At 71.5% G+C, this 13,102-nt stretch carries 13 protein-coding genes; 8 read left to right on the plus strand and 5 right to left on the minus strand.

Features of this window, described 5'->3' with window-relative positions; all coding sequences use genetic code 11:
• The first annotated feature begins 79 nt into the window (after nucleotides 1–79).
• The 3 genes from M6B22_RS11765 to M6B22_RS11775 all read left to right on the plus strand — a co-directional run bounded on the left by M6B22_RS11765 (nucleotide 80) and on the right by M6B22_RS11775 (nucleotide 2,362).
• A complete protein-coding gene (locus M6B22_RS11765) occupies nucleotides 80–631 on the plus strand; it encodes a PadR family transcriptional regulator (protein ID WP_269441740.1) in 552 nt (183 codons plus the stop codon).
• 47 nt (nucleotides 632–678) lie between these two features.
• Nucleotides 679–1,779 carry an inositol-3-phosphate synthase gene (locus M6B22_RS11770; RefSeq protein WP_269441741.1) on the plus strand — a complete coding sequence of 367 codons (1,101 nt, stop codon included), beginning with the start codon at nucleotides 679–681 and terminating at the stop codon, nucleotides 1,777–1,779.
• Between the two features lie 136 nt (nucleotides 1,780–1,915).
• Nucleotides 1,916–2,362 carry a hypothetical protein gene (locus M6B22_RS11775; RefSeq protein WP_269441742.1) on the plus strand — a complete coding sequence of 149 codons (447 nt, stop codon included), beginning with the start codon at nucleotides 1,916–1,918 and terminating at the stop codon, nucleotides 2,360–2,362.
• Between the two features lie 8 nt (nucleotides 2,363–2,370).
• Here M6B22_RS11775 and M6B22_RS11780 read toward each other — a convergent pair whose 3' ends face one another.
• Nucleotides 2,371–3,213, minus strand: coding sequence for a hypothetical protein (locus M6B22_RS11780; RefSeq protein WP_269441743.1), 843 nt, complete (start codon nucleotides 3,211–3,213; stop codon nucleotides 2,371–2,373).
• Entirely contained in the window at nucleotides 3,213–3,515 is a 303-nt protein-coding gene (locus M6B22_RS11785; protein WP_269441744.1) for a type VII secretion target, read from the minus strand. Before M6B22_RS11785 ends, M6B22_RS11780 begins: the two co-directional genes overlap by 1 nt.
• Before the next feature lie 67 nt (nucleotides 3,516–3,582).
• Here M6B22_RS11785 and M6B22_RS11790 point away from each other — a divergent pair, with 67 nt between their 5' ends.
• Nucleotides 3,583–4,185: a hypothetical protein gene (locus M6B22_RS11790; RefSeq protein WP_269441745.1), complete on the plus strand. Its 603-nt coding sequence runs from the start codon at nucleotides 3,583–3,585 to the stop codon at nucleotides 4,183–4,185.
• On the opposite strand, the gene M6B22_RS11795 is transcribed toward M6B22_RS11790, so the two are convergent.
• Together M6B22_RS11795 and M6B22_RS11800 are read right to left on the minus strand one after the other, a co-directional pair.
• Entirely contained in the window at nucleotides 4,171–5,028 is an 858-nt protein-coding gene (locus tag M6B22_RS11795; RefSeq protein ID WP_269441746.1) for a DNA-methyltransferase, read from the minus strand. The genes M6B22_RS11790 and M6B22_RS11795 overlap by 15 nt on opposite strands.
• A gap of 44 nt (nucleotides 5,029–5,072) precedes the next feature.
• The gene (locus M6B22_RS11800) at nucleotides 5,073–5,651 is read right to left on the minus strand and encodes a YqgE/AlgH family protein (RefSeq protein WP_269441747.1); all 579 of its coding nucleotides are present in this window, start codon (nucleotides 5,649–5,651) and stop codon (nucleotides 5,073–5,075) included.
• 46 nt (nucleotides 5,652–5,697) lie between these two features.
• Between M6B22_RS11800 and M6B22_RS11805 the strand changes: the two genes are divergently transcribed.
• Nucleotides 5,698–7,002, plus strand: coding sequence for an MFS transporter (locus tag M6B22_RS11805; RefSeq protein ID WP_269441748.1), 1,305 nt, complete (start codon nucleotides 5,698–5,700; stop codon nucleotides 7,000–7,002).
• Here the strand turns inward: M6B22_RS11805 and M6B22_RS11810 are convergent.
• Complete coding sequence (locus M6B22_RS11810; RefSeq protein ID WP_269441749.1) at nucleotides 6,974–8,374, minus strand: CCA tRNA nucleotidyltransferase; 1,401 nt, start codon at nucleotides 8,372–8,374, stop codon at nucleotides 6,974–6,976. The genes M6B22_RS11805 and M6B22_RS11810 overlap by 29 nt on opposite strands.
• 92 nt (nucleotides 8,375–8,466) lie before the next feature.
• Between M6B22_RS11810 and M6B22_RS11815 the strand changes: the two genes are divergently transcribed.
• From M6B22_RS11815 to murJ, 3 genes are read left to right on the plus strand one after another with little or no spacing between them, the layout of a single operon-like run.
• Nucleotides 8,467–8,970 carry an NUDIX hydrolase gene (locus M6B22_RS11815; RefSeq protein ID WP_269441750.1) on the plus strand — a complete coding sequence of 168 codons (504 nt, stop codon included), beginning with the start codon at nucleotides 8,467–8,469 and terminating at the stop codon, nucleotides 8,968–8,970.
• Between the two features lie 22 nt (nucleotides 8,971–8,992).
• Nucleotides 8,993–11,161, plus strand: a complete 2,169-nt coding sequence (locus M6B22_RS11820; protein WP_269441751.1) for a DUF6049 family protein — start codon at nucleotides 8,993–8,995, stop codon at nucleotides 11,159–11,161.
• Nucleotides 11,158–13,077: a murein biosynthesis integral membrane protein MurJ gene (murJ, locus tag M6B22_RS11825; RefSeq protein WP_269441752.1), complete on the plus strand. Its 1,920-nt coding sequence runs from the start codon at nucleotides 11,158–11,160 to the stop codon at nucleotides 13,075–13,077. The genes M6B22_RS11820 and murJ overlap by 4 nt, the downstream gene beginning before the upstream one ends.
• Nucleotides 13,078–13,102 lie beyond the last annotated feature (25 nt).

Below are 13,102 nucleotides of genomic sequence, written 5' to 3' on the forward strand. Positions count from 1 at the left end.
ACAGCCGGGGGGCGGTTCGCCGACCTGTCGCCGTGATGTATCGTCTTGATACATCACGACGAGATAGGGGGCCGGTCACATGCTGGAGATCGCCGTCCTCGGGCTGCTGGGCGAGAGCCCGATGCACGGGTACGAGCTCCGCAAGCGGCTGTCCACCCTGCTCGGAACGTTCCGGGCCTTTTCCTACGGTTCGCTCTACCCCACCCTGCGGCGTCTGTCCGAGGCCGGATGGATCTCCGAGGAGGAGCCGATCGAGCCGCCGAGCGGGGCACGGTCGCGACGCGGCAAGCGGGTGTACCGGTTGACGGCCGAGGGCAAGGAACACCTGGCCGACCTGCTGGCCGAGGTGGGCCCGGACGCGTTCGACGACGACGGGTTCGGCGCCCGGTTGGCGTTCTTCGCCCAGACCCGCTCCGACATCCGGCTGCAGGTCCTGGAGGGCCGACGCCGGCGGGTGGAGGAGCAGCGGGACGGCATGAAGAGCACCCTCGCACGCACCGGTGAGCGGCTGGACCGCTACACCCGGGAACTGCACGAGCACGGCCTGGAGTCGGTGGATCGCGAGGTCCGCTGGCTCACCGAGCTCATCGAACACGAACGGTCCGGAACCGAACGGGGCAACGAGCGATGAGTTCGCACCATCCAGCAAGCAGTCACAACCATGAAGGAGGAGCCCTGATGGGTTCAGAGAACAAGGGCGGTCCCATCAGGGTCGCCATCGTCGGCGTCGGAAACTGCGCGTCGTCGCTGGTTCAGGGCGTCCACTTCTACCGCGACGCCGACCCGAGCGGGAAGGTGCCCGGGCTCATGCACGTCGAGTTCGGCCCGTACCACGTCCGCGACATCCAGTTCGTGGCCGCGTTCGACGTCGACGCCAAGAAGGTCGGCCTCGACCTGTCGCAGGCGATCAACGCGAGCGAGAACAACACCATCAAGATCTGCGACGTACCGCAACTGGACATCCCGGTGCAGCGGGGCCACACCCTCGACGGCCTCGGCAAGTACTACCGCGAGACCATCACCGAGTCCGACGAGCAGCCGGTGGACATCGTCCAGGTGCTCAAGGACAAGCAGGTCGACGTCCTCATCTCCTACCTGCCGGTGGGCTCGGAGCAGGCTGACAAGTTCTACGCGCAGTGCGCGATCGACGCCAAGGTGGCGTTCGTCAACGCACTGCCGGTGTTCATCGCCTCCGACCCGGTGTGGGCCAAGAAGTTCACCGACGCCGGCGTCCCGATCGTGGGCGACGACATCAAGTCGCAGGTCGGCGCGACCATCACGCACCGCGTGCTGACCAAGCTGTTCGAGGACCGTGGCGTCGAGGTGCAGCGCACCTACCAGCTCAACGTCGGCGGCAACATGGACTTCAAGAACATGCTCGAGCGCGACCGCCTGGAGTCCAAGAAGATCTCCAAGACGCAGTCGGTCACCTCGCAGATCCCGGACCGCGACCTCGGTGCCCGCAACGTGCACATCGGCCCGTCCGACTACGTCGCGTGGCTGGACGACCGCAAGTGGGCGTTCATCCGGCTGGAGGGCAAGACCTTCGGTGACGTGCCGCTGAACCTGGAGTACAAGCTCGAGGTCTGGGACTCCCCCAACTCGGCCGGCATCATCATCGACGCGCTGCGCGCCGCGAAGATCGCCAAGGACCGCGGGATCGGCGGCCCGATCCTGTCCGCGTCCAGCTACTTCATGAAGTCACCGCCCGTGCAGTACTTCGACGACGAGGCCCGCAAGGCCGTGCAGGACTTCATCGACGGGACCGTCGAGCGGTAGTTCTGCATCTCGCGCCCCACTCGAAAGCCCGGACCACCCTGAAGAACGCGGTGGATCCGGGCTTTCGAGCGCAACGGTTCCGGCCCGCGCGGGCGTCTCTTCGCGCAGCGGCCCTCGCGTCGTTAGGGTGGCCGCCATGACGGTTCCGTCCGATTTCGACAGGCTCCGGTCGTTCTCGCTGCCGCCCGATCCGCATGCGCTGGTCGAGGCGGCGCGGGCCAGGGCGGACCGGCTGGCCGGGTTGCGTGAGCAGTTGGGCGCCCTGCTCGGCCGTGCCGCCACCGACGACGGCTACATCGCCGCGGCCTGGGACGGCACCGGGCTGCACGAACTCACTCTGGAGCCGCGGGCCATGCGGCTGCCGTCCGAGGACCTCGCGGCGGCGATCGTGACCGTCAGCCGGTGCGCTCGCGAGGACTACGACCGGCAGCGCAGCGAGCTGCTCGCCGAGACCGGCGCGCTGCCCGAGGTCGACCTGGAGCAGAGCCGGGCCCGGCTGGCCGAACTGCAGGAGAGCTTCCGCAGCGGCACTGGCGACCTGCTGGCCCTGTTCGAGCGGTTCCGGGCGCAGTCCGGCCGCTGAGGCCCCCCTCAGCGCGAGGAGTCGATCGGGGCGCTCGCCCGGTCCGGGATCGACTCGCCGGTGACGACGTCGGTGATCCCGAGTGCCCGCACCACCGTGCCGAAGCCACCGGCGAACGGGTTGCCGTAGACCTTGCCGACGCCCTCCTGGTAGAGCTTGGCGACCAAGCCCGCAGTGATCGTGCCGACGCCGTCGACGGTGGCCTGCGCGAGATCGGTGAGCGCGTCGTGGTCGCCCATCGCGAACTGAACGCCGACGTCTCCGGCGAGGAACGCACCGATGCCGGCCGCCAGCGCGGCGTCCAGCGTCAGCATCGCCGACTCCAGCTCGGCCATCGACATCTCGCACTCGATCGCGTACAGCAGCGCGTCGGCCTCCAGCGCCTCCGAGGCGCCCAGGTTTCCGACCACCGAGGCCATCGCGGCGAGGATCGCGCCCATGAAGGTCAGCAGGCCGGTGGCCATGACCGCGGCGATCGACACGATGATGAACAGCGAGACGGCGCTGATGATCAGGGCGATGCCGACCGTGCAGGCGAAGACCTGCCCGACCATCAGCTCGCGGATGTAGTCGGCGACCTTCGCGCTGTACGCCTCCTGGTCGGGTCCCTCCCAGCCGGTCGCGGCGACGGAGTTGTTCACGCCTTCGGCCGCGGTGACGGCATCGCCCAGATGCTGGGCCACCTGCAACCAGGCCATCCCTGCCTCGTACTGCGCACCGGGGTCGGACTGCAGCTTGTAGAACTCCCCGGCCAGCGCCCAGGCGTCCGGGATGACACAGGCCGCGGTCGTGGTGCCGATCAGCGCGAACTCGGCCAGGTACTTGCCGGCGTCCAGCGGGCTGCCGCTCATCAGCCGCCCCCACCCGGCTTGATCGTGCTCTTGTGCTCGGCGGCGTCCCAGTCCGCCGCTGTCTTGTTGAGCCGGGCGGCGAACTCCCCGGCGTTCTGCGCCTTGCGGTCCAGGTCGCGATTCTCGAAGTTCCACGCCTCGACATAGACGATCGCGAGCGGGATGTGCACGTTGGTGAAGTTCGAGTACTCGATCGAGCGGGCCTGCCCGAGGGCGCTCGTCGCCTTCGCCAGGTGCGCGGCGACCTCGGTCTCGAACCGGCCCGCGACCGCCCGCAGCGCGTCGGTGTCCACTGTCGCCAACGCGACGGCTCCCTTCCTGCACGGCCGGGCCAGCAGCCACCCTGCGTGCCCCTGCGAGAATCCCCGCGTGATCGATCTGCTCACTATGCCCCACGTACGCGTCGGCCTAACGGTCGAATCCGCCCGCAGCGCCGCGCCCTCGTTCGAGCTCACCGACGAGGACGACCGGCTCCTGGCATGCGCGGCGGTGCGTCCGCTCTCGGCATGGAAGCGGCTGCGCAGGTCGCTGTCGACCCGCGCGCGGTTCGGTTTCGTCATCGACCTGCGCGACCCGCACGACGGACTGGTCCTCACCATCACCAAGGCGCGCGACAGCATCCTGCGCGGCCCACTACGGGTGAGTGCGGCTCTGGCCGACGGCACGCCCGTCGGCACCGCGCGGCAGCGCGCGCCGTTCGCGCACCTGCGGCTGTGTGACGCGGCCGGGGCGGTGCTGGCCGAGGCCACCCGGACGCTGCCGAGCGGGTTCGACCTGGCCCGCCCGGACGGCGCGGTCGTCGCGACCGTCGACGTCCGCACCGTGGGCGTGCGTCAGGCGCTCGCCGGCGGCGCCTACCTGCGCGGCTACTCGCTGCGCTTCGGTGCGGGCACACCCGTCTCGGTGCGGGCGCTGACGCTCGGCGCCGTCCTGTGCCGCGACGTGCAGCTGCGCCCGTCAGGTGCCCGCTAGCGTCCGGACGTCCACCCGATCGGGGCCGAGCCGCGCGCGCATCACCGTGACCGCCTCGGGGTTGCTGTCGACCAGCACGAAGCGCCGGTCCAGCGAGCGGGCCACCGCGCCGAGGGTGCCGCTGCCGGCGAAGCAGTCGAGCACCCAGTCGCCGGGGCGGCTGCTCGCCTGCACGATCCGGCGCAGCACTCCCTCGGGTTTCTGGGTGGGGTAGCCGGTCTTCTCCCGCCCGGTCGGCGAGACGATGGTGTGCCACCAGACGTCGGTCGGCAGCTTGCCCCGTGCGGCCTTGTCCGGGCCGACCAGTCCGGGCGCCATGTACGGCTCGCGGTCGACCGCCTCGGCGTCGAACACGTAGTTCGCCGGGTCCTTCACGTACACCAGGATGTTGTCGTGCTTGGCCGGCCAGCGCCGCTTGGTGCGCGCCCCGAAGTCGTACGCCCAGATGATCTCGTTCAGGAAGCAGTCCCGGCCGAACAACGCGTCCAGCAGCACCTTGGCGTAGTGCACCTCCCGGTAGTCCAGGTGCAGGTAGAGCGTGCCGTCGTCGGCCAGCAGCCGCCAGAGCTGTTCGAGCCGCGGTTCGAGGTAGGCCCAGTAGTCGCCGAAGACGTCGTCGTAGGCAGTCACCCGGCCCAGCACGTTCTCGTAGGTCTGGCCGCGAAAGCCCACCCGGTTGCCGCCGGCGGAGCGGACCGTGCGCATCGACCTGCGCACCTGGGCCCGGCCGGTGTTGAACGGCGGGTCGAGGTAGATCAGCCCGAAGGCGCGGTCGGGCAGCAGCGGCAGCACCGCAGCGTTGTCGGCTGCGTAGATCAGGTCCGGCCCGCCGTCGAGCTCCACGGGCGGTGACGCTACCGCGCCACGGGCCGGCGGACGGGCGGGCGTCAGTTCATCGCCGGGTCCTGCGGGTAGGTCGACAGCAGGTTCAGCGGCGCGGGTTGGCGGCGCAGGACGCCGGACCAGAGCCGGCGGGGGTCGGCACTGAACAGGTCCTCCGCGGCGCCCGGGACCACCCACCAGGCGCCCTCGCCGATCTCGCCGTCCAGCTGCCCGGGCGACCAGCCGGCGTGCCCGGCGAACACGCGCAGCGCCGTGGTGCCCCGGGTGATCACCGAGACGTCCCCGTCCAGGTCGACCGTGCACACCCCGTCCACCACCTGTCGCACTCCCGGCACCTCGCCGGCGACCCGGCCTAGGCACAGCGCACCGTCCGGCTGCACCGGCCCGCCACCGAACACGACCGAAGGCCCGCACACCACGTCGTGCCAGTCGGGCAGCACCTGACCGACCGGTGTACGGCTGGGCCGGTTGACGATCACCCCGACGCTGCCGCCGCTGTCGTGCTCGAGCAGGTAGACGACGGCGCGGTGAAAGTGTGGATCGACCAGCAACGGGGTGGCCACGAGCAGCCTCCCGCCGGCCGGCACGAGCGTGTTCAGCGATCCCCAGTCCGCACTCGTCACCTGCCCATCTTGGCGCGCGTCCGGTCGCACTCACTAGCGTCAGGCCGTGCGAGCTCGCGGACACCTCACCACGATCCTGGCGGCGCCGGGATTCCGGCGGCTGTTCGCGGTGCGCCTGGCCGGCCAGTTCGGCGACGGGGTGTTCCAGGTGAGCCTGGCCGGCGCGGTGCTGTTCAGCCCCGACCGGCAGGTGCACGCGTCCGACGTCGCGGCCGGCTTCACCGTGCTGCTGCTGCCCTACTCGCTGGTCGGCCCGTTCGCCGGCGTCCTGCTGGACCGCTGGTGGCGCCAACGGGTGCTCGTCTTCTCGAACGTGTGCCGGGCGCTCGTCGTGCTGCTGGTCGCCGCGGAGATCGCCGCGCGGTGGAGCGGCGTGCTGTTCTACGCCACCGCGTTGGTGGTGATCTCGTTGAGCCGGTTCTTCCTGTCCGCCCTGTCCGCAGCGCTGCCGCACGTGGTCGTCGAGGACGACCTGGTGACGGCGAACTCGCTGTCCGGGACCGTCGGCTCGATCGCGACCACCCTCGGCGGGGCCAGTGCCCTTGCCGTACGCGCGGCCGCGGGCAGCTCGGCCGGCGCGTACGCGGTGATCGCCACCGTCGCGCTGGCCCCGTACCTCGGCTCGGCGGCTCTGGCCCGCCGGTTCGAGCGCGACCGGCTCGGCCCGGACGAGGTCGAGCGGGGGAACCGCGAGACGGTGGCCGCGATCGCGCGAGGGCTGCTGGACGGGGCGCGCCATGTCCGGGCCCGGCGGCCCGCGCTCTACGCACTGTCGGCCATCGCCGTGCACCGGCTGTGCTTCGGGCTCTGGACGGTGACCACGCTGCTGCTGTACCGCAACTACTTCGCCGCGTCCGGACCGGTGCGCACCGGGCTGGCCGGGCTGACCCAGGTGGTGGTGGCCGTCGCGATCGGCGGCGGTCTGGCGGCACTCAGCACGCCCGGCGCGGCCCGGCGGCTGGGCTACGCCACCTGGCCGGCGCTGCTGCTCGCCGGCAGCGGCGTCGTGCTGCCGGCCTTCGGCCTGCCGTACCGAATCACCCTCGCCCTCGCCGGGGCGCTGCTGCTCGGATTCGCCTCGCAGGGCATCAAGATCTGCGTGGACACGATCGTGCAGGTGAGCGTCGACGACGAGTTCCGCGGCCGGGTGTTCGCGCTCTACGACACGCTGTTCAACCTCGCCCTGGTACTCGCCGCGGCCCTCACCGCGCTGGCGCTGCCGGAGACCGGACGAACCCCGGTGACGCTGGTCCTGCTCAGTGCCGGCTACCTGCTCACCGCCGCCGGTTACCTCGCGCTGGCCCGGACGGTGACCGGCTCGGTCACCGCTGTTGCGCGTACCAGTCGGTGAGCTCTCGCACCGCACGCTCGTGGCCCAGCGGGCCGTGTTCCATACGCAGCGCGAGCAGGTACTGGTAGGCCTTGCCGACAAGCGGTCCCGGCGGCAGCCCGAGCAGCTGCATGATCTCGTTGCCGTCCAGGTCCGGCCGGATCGCGTCCAGCTGCTCCTGGCGCTGCAACTGCTCGATGCGCTGCTCGAGCGTGTCGTATGCCGCCGACAGCGCCGCCGCCTTGCGCTTGTTGCGAGTGGTGCAGTCGGACCGGACGAGTTTGTGCAGCCGTGACAGCAGTGGCCCGGCGTCCACGACGTAACGGCGCACGGCCGAGTCGGTCCACTCCCCGGTGCGGTAGCCGTAGAAGCGCAGATGCAGGAACACCAACTGGCCGACGTCCTCGATCAGCGTCTTGCTGCACCGCAGTTCGCGCAGCCTCTTGCGGGCCATCCGGGCGCCCACCACCTCGTGGTGGTGAAAGCTCACCCGCCCGCCCGGCCCGAACTCGCGGGTGGCGGGCTTGCCGATGTCATGCAAGAGCGCGGCCCAGCGCAGCGTCAGGTCACCGTCGGGCGAGTCGTCCAGGTCGATCGCCTGGTCCAGCACCTGCAAGGTGTGCGCGTACACGTCCTTGTGCTGGCCGTGCTCGTCGGCCGCCATCTGCAGCGCGGGCAGTTCCGGCAGCACGATGTCGGCAAGGCCGGCCTCCACCAGCACCTCCAGCCCCGCTCGCGGGCAGGCACCGAGCAGCAGCTTGTTCAGCTCCGCCTGCACCCGCTCGGGCGTGATCCGACCGAGCTGCCCGGCCATCGACGTCATCGACTCGCGCACCTCCGGCGCGAGTTGGACCTGCAGGGTCGCCGCGAACCGGGCCGCTCGGAGCATCCGCAGCGGGTCGTCGGCAAAGGACTCAGCGGGCAGCGCCGGGGTCCGCAGCACGCCGCGCGCCAGGTCGGCCAGGCCGCCGTAAGGATCGGTGAAGGTGGCCTCACCGGTGACCGAGAGCGCCATCGCGTTCATGGTGAAGTCCCGGCGGCGCAGGTCCTCGGCCAAGGACGTGCCGAACTCGACCGCCGGGTTCCGGCTGACCCGGTCGTAGCGGTCGGCCCGGAAGGTGGTGATCTCGCACATCCGGCCCTCGACACGCGCGCCGACCGTGCCGAACTCGATGCCCGTGGTCCAGGTCGCCTGCGCCAGCGGCTCGACCAGCGCCAGGATCTGCTCGGGCCGGGCGTCCGTCGTGAAGTCCAGGTCGGCGTCCGGCCGACCCATCAGCGCATCGCGCACCGTGCCGCCCACCAGGTGCAGCTCGTGCCCCGCGGCCGCGAAGGCCGTCCCCAGCCGAGCGGCGGCCGCCGGCACCGGGATCAGGTCTGCGGGCAGGCTCACGGCGTGTGCCCGCAGACGGGGCGGGCGCAGCGGGCGGCGTGGGGAGCGGTCACGGGCCGCCAGCGTACCGACCTGCGGATACCATCGGGGCCATGTCGCGGGGCTCGGACGGCCGTTCCGCGCGCAAGGCGCGGCAGCCGCGCCGGCGCCGGGCCCGTTGGCTGCGCCAGGTGAACGAGTTCAGTGCGGGCGGCCTGGTGGTCGACCTCGCCGGCGACGTCCCGCTCGGGGCGCTGATCGGGCGCACCGACCGGCACGGCCGGCTGCTGTGGTCGCTGCCCAAGGGGCACATCGAGCAGGGCGAGACCGCCGAGCAGGCCGCCGTGCGCGAAGTGGCCGAGGAGACCGGTATCAGCGGTGTGATCATGGGCGAGCTCGGCACCATCGACTTCTGGTTCGTGGCCGAGGGCCGGCGGATCCACAAGACCGTCCAGCATTACCTGATGCGTGCGACCGGCGGTGAGCTGTCCGACGCCGACATCGAGGTGGCCGAGGTCGCCTGGGTGCCGTTGCCGGAGATCCCCGGACGGCTCGCCTACCCGGACGAACGGGGCCTGGTCGACACCGCCGGCCGCCTGCTGGCCGACCCGGCATGACAGCACCCCGCATGAGACCCGCATGAGCGGTCGGCACCGCACCAGGGCCGTGCTGGCCGTGGCGGCGGCGCTGCTCTGCGGCACACCGCTCACCCGTCTACAGGCCGCGGCACGCGCGGACGTTCCGGCGAACGACACGGTCCAGGTCAGCGTGCTCGATGTGAATCCGACCACCCCGGCGGCCGGCCCGACGCCCCAGCCGCTGGTCGTGACGCTCAAGCTCACCAACACCACCGACCGGGCCCTCCCCGACCTGACCGTCGTCGGGACCCGCGGCAACCCGATCAGCAACCAGCACTCGCTCGATGCGGCCATCTCGAGCGTGCAGCCGCCCGACGAGTCGCTGGCCGGCCGCTTCGCGGCCACCACCCCGGTCAAGGCGTCGCTTGGCCCACTGGCCAGCCGAACCGTGAGCTACGCCAGCACCACCAGCATGGCGGGCGTGCAGGCGGGCCTGTGCATCTGCCAGACCCGCATCTACCCGCTGTACTTCGCCGTACACCAGACCGGCACGGACGGCGCGGACAGCGTGCTCGGCAGCACCCAGACCTTCATCCCGGCCTTCGCGCCGGACCAGCGCGTCGCACCGACCGAGGTCAGCTGGGTCTGGCCGATCCTGGAGCCGCCGCACCGCTCGCTGTCCGACGACGTGTTCGCCGACGACCGGCTGGCCGGATCGATCGCGCCCGGCGGCAGGCTGGACCGGCTGCTGCAGGTGGTGCAGAACGTCGGCAACAGCGTCCCGCTCACCCTGCTCGTCGACCCCAACCTGCTCGACGAGCTGGCGATCATGGCGGCCGGGCCGTACCGAGTGGCCGCCGCGGGCGCGGGCAGCGACGCCGGCAGCAAGACGGTCCCCGGCACCGGCACCGCGGCTGCCAAGGCGTGGCTGGCTCGCTTCAGCACCGCGTTGGCCGCTGCCCCGAACCTGCAACTCAGCTTCACCCCGTACGCCGACCCGGACGTGGACTCACTGGCCCGCAACGGCCTGGACTGGGCCACGCAACTGCCTCCCGACGCGCAGGCGCGGGTGAGCGCACTGCTCGGCGGCCGCAGCGCGTCCACCGGCCTGGCCTGGCCGGTGCACAGCACGCTGGGCGCGGCCGCGCTCACGGCACTGGTGCGCAACGGGACCGACACCGTCATCGTCGACGACCACACCCTTCCCGGCGGCACCGGCGGCTCGCCCCTGCCGAACGCTCTCGGCCGGCTGCGTAGCAGCGCGGGGCCGGCGACCATGGCGGTCACCTCCTCGACCGTCGAACAGTTCGTCGCTGCGGTGGTCGGCAACGGCGCAAACGGCACCGCGCTGCTGCCGCAGCTGGTGTCGGAGGTCGCGGTGCGCGCCGTCGAGGACGGCAGCCGTTCGCACTACCTGCTGATCACCCCACCGCGCGACGTCGACCCGGATCCGGCCGCGGCGACGCGCGCGATCCGGGAAACCGCCAGCACGGCGTGGTCCCGGGCGCTGTCCCTGCAGGCGGCGACCCACTCGGTCAGACCGGTCGGGCACGGTCGGCTTGCCGACCAGAGCAACTCCGGTGGGCTGCCGACCAGCACCGTGAACACCGCCAGGTACGCCGCCACCGCCGTCCCGACCCTCACCGGCCTGATCCCGGACGCCAAGCAGGCAGCCGACTCGTTCGGTTCGGTCGAGGCGGCAGTGCAGCGCAGCGAGTCCTCGGCCTGGCGCGACAGCCCGCAGCGCAGCGCGCAGATCGCCACCGCGATCCGGTCCCGGCTGAGCAAGCTGCTCGACGGCGTGCACCTGGTCCGTCCGAGCACCGGCTCGTACACGTTCGGCTCGGCCGACTCCCCGCTGCCGGTGACGATCTCCAACACGCTCGACGTGACCGTCTCGGTCCGGCTCGCGATCGGTACGGTCGGCGGGGTGCTCGGTTTCTCGGCCGACGATGTCGGTGCGCAGACCATCGCCCCGCACAGCAAGCTACCGCTGCACGTGCCGGCGCACATCGACCCGGTCCGCCGGATCAAGGTGAACGTGCAACTGCTGAACGGCGACGGTGACGTGGTCGGCAGCCCGCTGGTGCTGTCGGTGCGAAGTACCGCGCTGGGCACCATCGGCAAGATCATCACCTTCGGGGCGGCCGCGGTGCTCGCTGCGGCGCTGCTGTTGCGCGGCGCGCGGCGCTTGCGACACCGCCGGAAAGCGGCCGGACGGGCCCGGTGAGCGAGCCGGACGAGGGCTGGAGCAGGCCCGCGCTGTACACCGGCGGCGAGCGGGTGATCACGCCGCGCACGTTCACCGAAGCGGACCCGATCTCCTCGGTACTCGTCGCGGACTGGGGCGAGGGCGAGGCCGCCGACCAGGTTCGGTGGAGCACCCCGACGTATGTCGGGCGGCGCAGGCTACGGCCCGGCACCAAGCCGGCCGCGGAGACGATCGATCAGGCCAGACGAGACGGCGCGCTCGCCGTTGAGCCGGCCGGGCCTGCCGCGCCCGCCGGGCCTGCCGCGACCGAGCGGCCGCACGAGCCGGCAGCACAGCCCGGCGAGGATGCCGGTAAGCGCGGGCTGCTCGCGAACAGCCGCACGATGGCGATCGCGAGCCTCGTCAGCCGGGTGACCGGCTTCCTGCGAAGCAGCCTGCTGGTGGCCGCGATCGGGATCGGTCACGTCGGCGACGCCTACAACCTGGCCAACAACTTCCCGAACATGGTGTACGAACTGCTGCTCGGCGGCGTGCTCTCCAGCGTGCTGGTGCCGCTACTGGTGCACGCGCAGGAGGACGACGCCGACGGCGGCACCGCGTATACCCAGCGGCTGCTGTCGATCGCCACGGCCGCGCTCGGTGCGATGACGCTGGTCGCGGTGGCCTGCGCCCCGCTGATCGCCGCCGGCTTCGTTCCGTACCCCGATCAGCGCTCGCTCACCAGCGTGTTCGCGACACTGCTGCTGCCCGAGATCTTCTTCTACGGTGTCGGCGCGATGTTCATGGCCGTGCTGAACGTGCGGCACAGCTACGGCCCGGGCGCCTGGGCCCCGGTGGTCAACAACGTGATCATGATCGTCACCCTCGCGGTGTTCTTCGCGTTGCCCGGCCCGAACACGCTCACCCCGACCAGCATCACCACAGCCCAGATCCTGGTGCTGGGCATCGGCACCACCCTGGGTATCGCCGCCCAGGCGCTGGTACTCGTCCCCGCGCTGCGCAGCACGGGCTTTCGCTGGAAGTGGCGCTTTCGGGCGCGCCCCAACGAACAGGGCCGGATGCGCGAGGTGGGCCGGCTGGCGGGCTGGGTGCTCGGCTACGTGGTCGCCAGCCAGATCGGTGTCACCGTCATCGCCGTGGTCGGCGGCCGGCGCCACGTGTTCACCGTGTTCACGAACGCCGACCTGCTGGTGCAGATGCCGTACGGAATCCTGGTCGTCTCGCTGCTGACCGCGCTCATGCCGCGGCTCTCGCGCGCGGCCGCACGAGGGCGCACCGCCGAGGTGGTCGCGGACCTCGGTCTCGGTGCGCGGCTCTCGGCCGTGGCGCTGCTCCCGATCACCGCCGGGTTGATCGTGCTCGGCCCGGCGCTGTGCGTGACGTTGTTCGCCTACGGAGAGACCAGCATCGCGGGCGGCCGGTTGATCGGCACCGCGCTCGCGGCGTCCGCGTTCGGCCTGTTCCCCTTCGCCATCGTGATGTTGCAGCTACGCGTGTTCTACGCGATGCGTGACGGCCGCACCCCGACGATGATCAACGCGGTCATGGTCGCGACCAAGGTGGTCCTGGTGCTGGTGTGCACCGCGACGATCGACGATCCCGCGCACATGGCCGAAGCGCTCACCGTTGCGACCTCGGCGTCGTACCTGGTCGGCGCCGCTGCCGGCCACCTGCTGCTCAGCAGGCGGCTGGGGCACCTCGGCTTCGCGTCGGTGGCGAACACCGCGGTGCGGATCGCGGGGGCGTCGGCGCTCGGCGGCGCCGCGGCGTGGGCCGTGGTGCTCGGCTGCGAGCATGCGCTCGGCCGCGGGCATGTCGGCTCGCTCACCGCGCTTATGGCCGGCGCGGTAGTGGGGCTTGCCGTGCTCGGCGTCATCGCGTCGCGGCTGCGGCTGCCGGAGCTGCAGGACATCCGGGCCATGGTGCGCCGCTGATGCCCGGGAATCGCGCCGAACCTAG

The sequence above is a fragment of the Jatrophihabitans cynanchi genome (assembly GCF_027247405.1).
Classification (GTDB): Bacteria; Actinomycetota; Actinomycetes; order Mycobacteriales; family Jatrophihabitantaceae; genus Jatrophihabitans_B; species Jatrophihabitans_B cynanchi.

Bases quoted from the DNA above. Each gene is read 5' to 3' on its own strand.
- M6B22_RS11765 (WP_269441740.1), top strand. From the start codon at position 80: ATGCTGGAGATCGCCGTCCTCGGGCTGCTGGGCGAGAGCCCGATGCAC.
- M6B22_RS11770 (WP_269441741.1), top strand. From the start codon at position 679: ATGGGTTCAGAGAACAAGGGCGGTCCCATCAGGGTCGCCATCGTCGGC.
- M6B22_RS11775 (WP_269441742.1), top strand. From the start codon at position 1,916: ATGACGGTTCCGTCCGATTTCGACAGGCTCCGGTCGTTCTCGCTGCCG.
- M6B22_RS11780 (WP_269441743.1), bottom strand. From the start codon at position 3,213: ATGAGCGGCAGCCCGCTGGACGCCGGCAAGTACCTGGCCGAGTTCGCG.
- M6B22_RS11815 (WP_269441750.1), top strand. From the start codon at position 8,467: ATGTCGCGGGGCTCGGACGGCCGTTCCGCGCGCAAGGCGCGGCAGCCG.
- M6B22_RS11820 (WP_269441751.1), top strand. From the start codon at position 8,993: ATGAGCGGTCGGCACCGCACCAGGGCCGTGCTGGCCGTGGCGGCGGCG.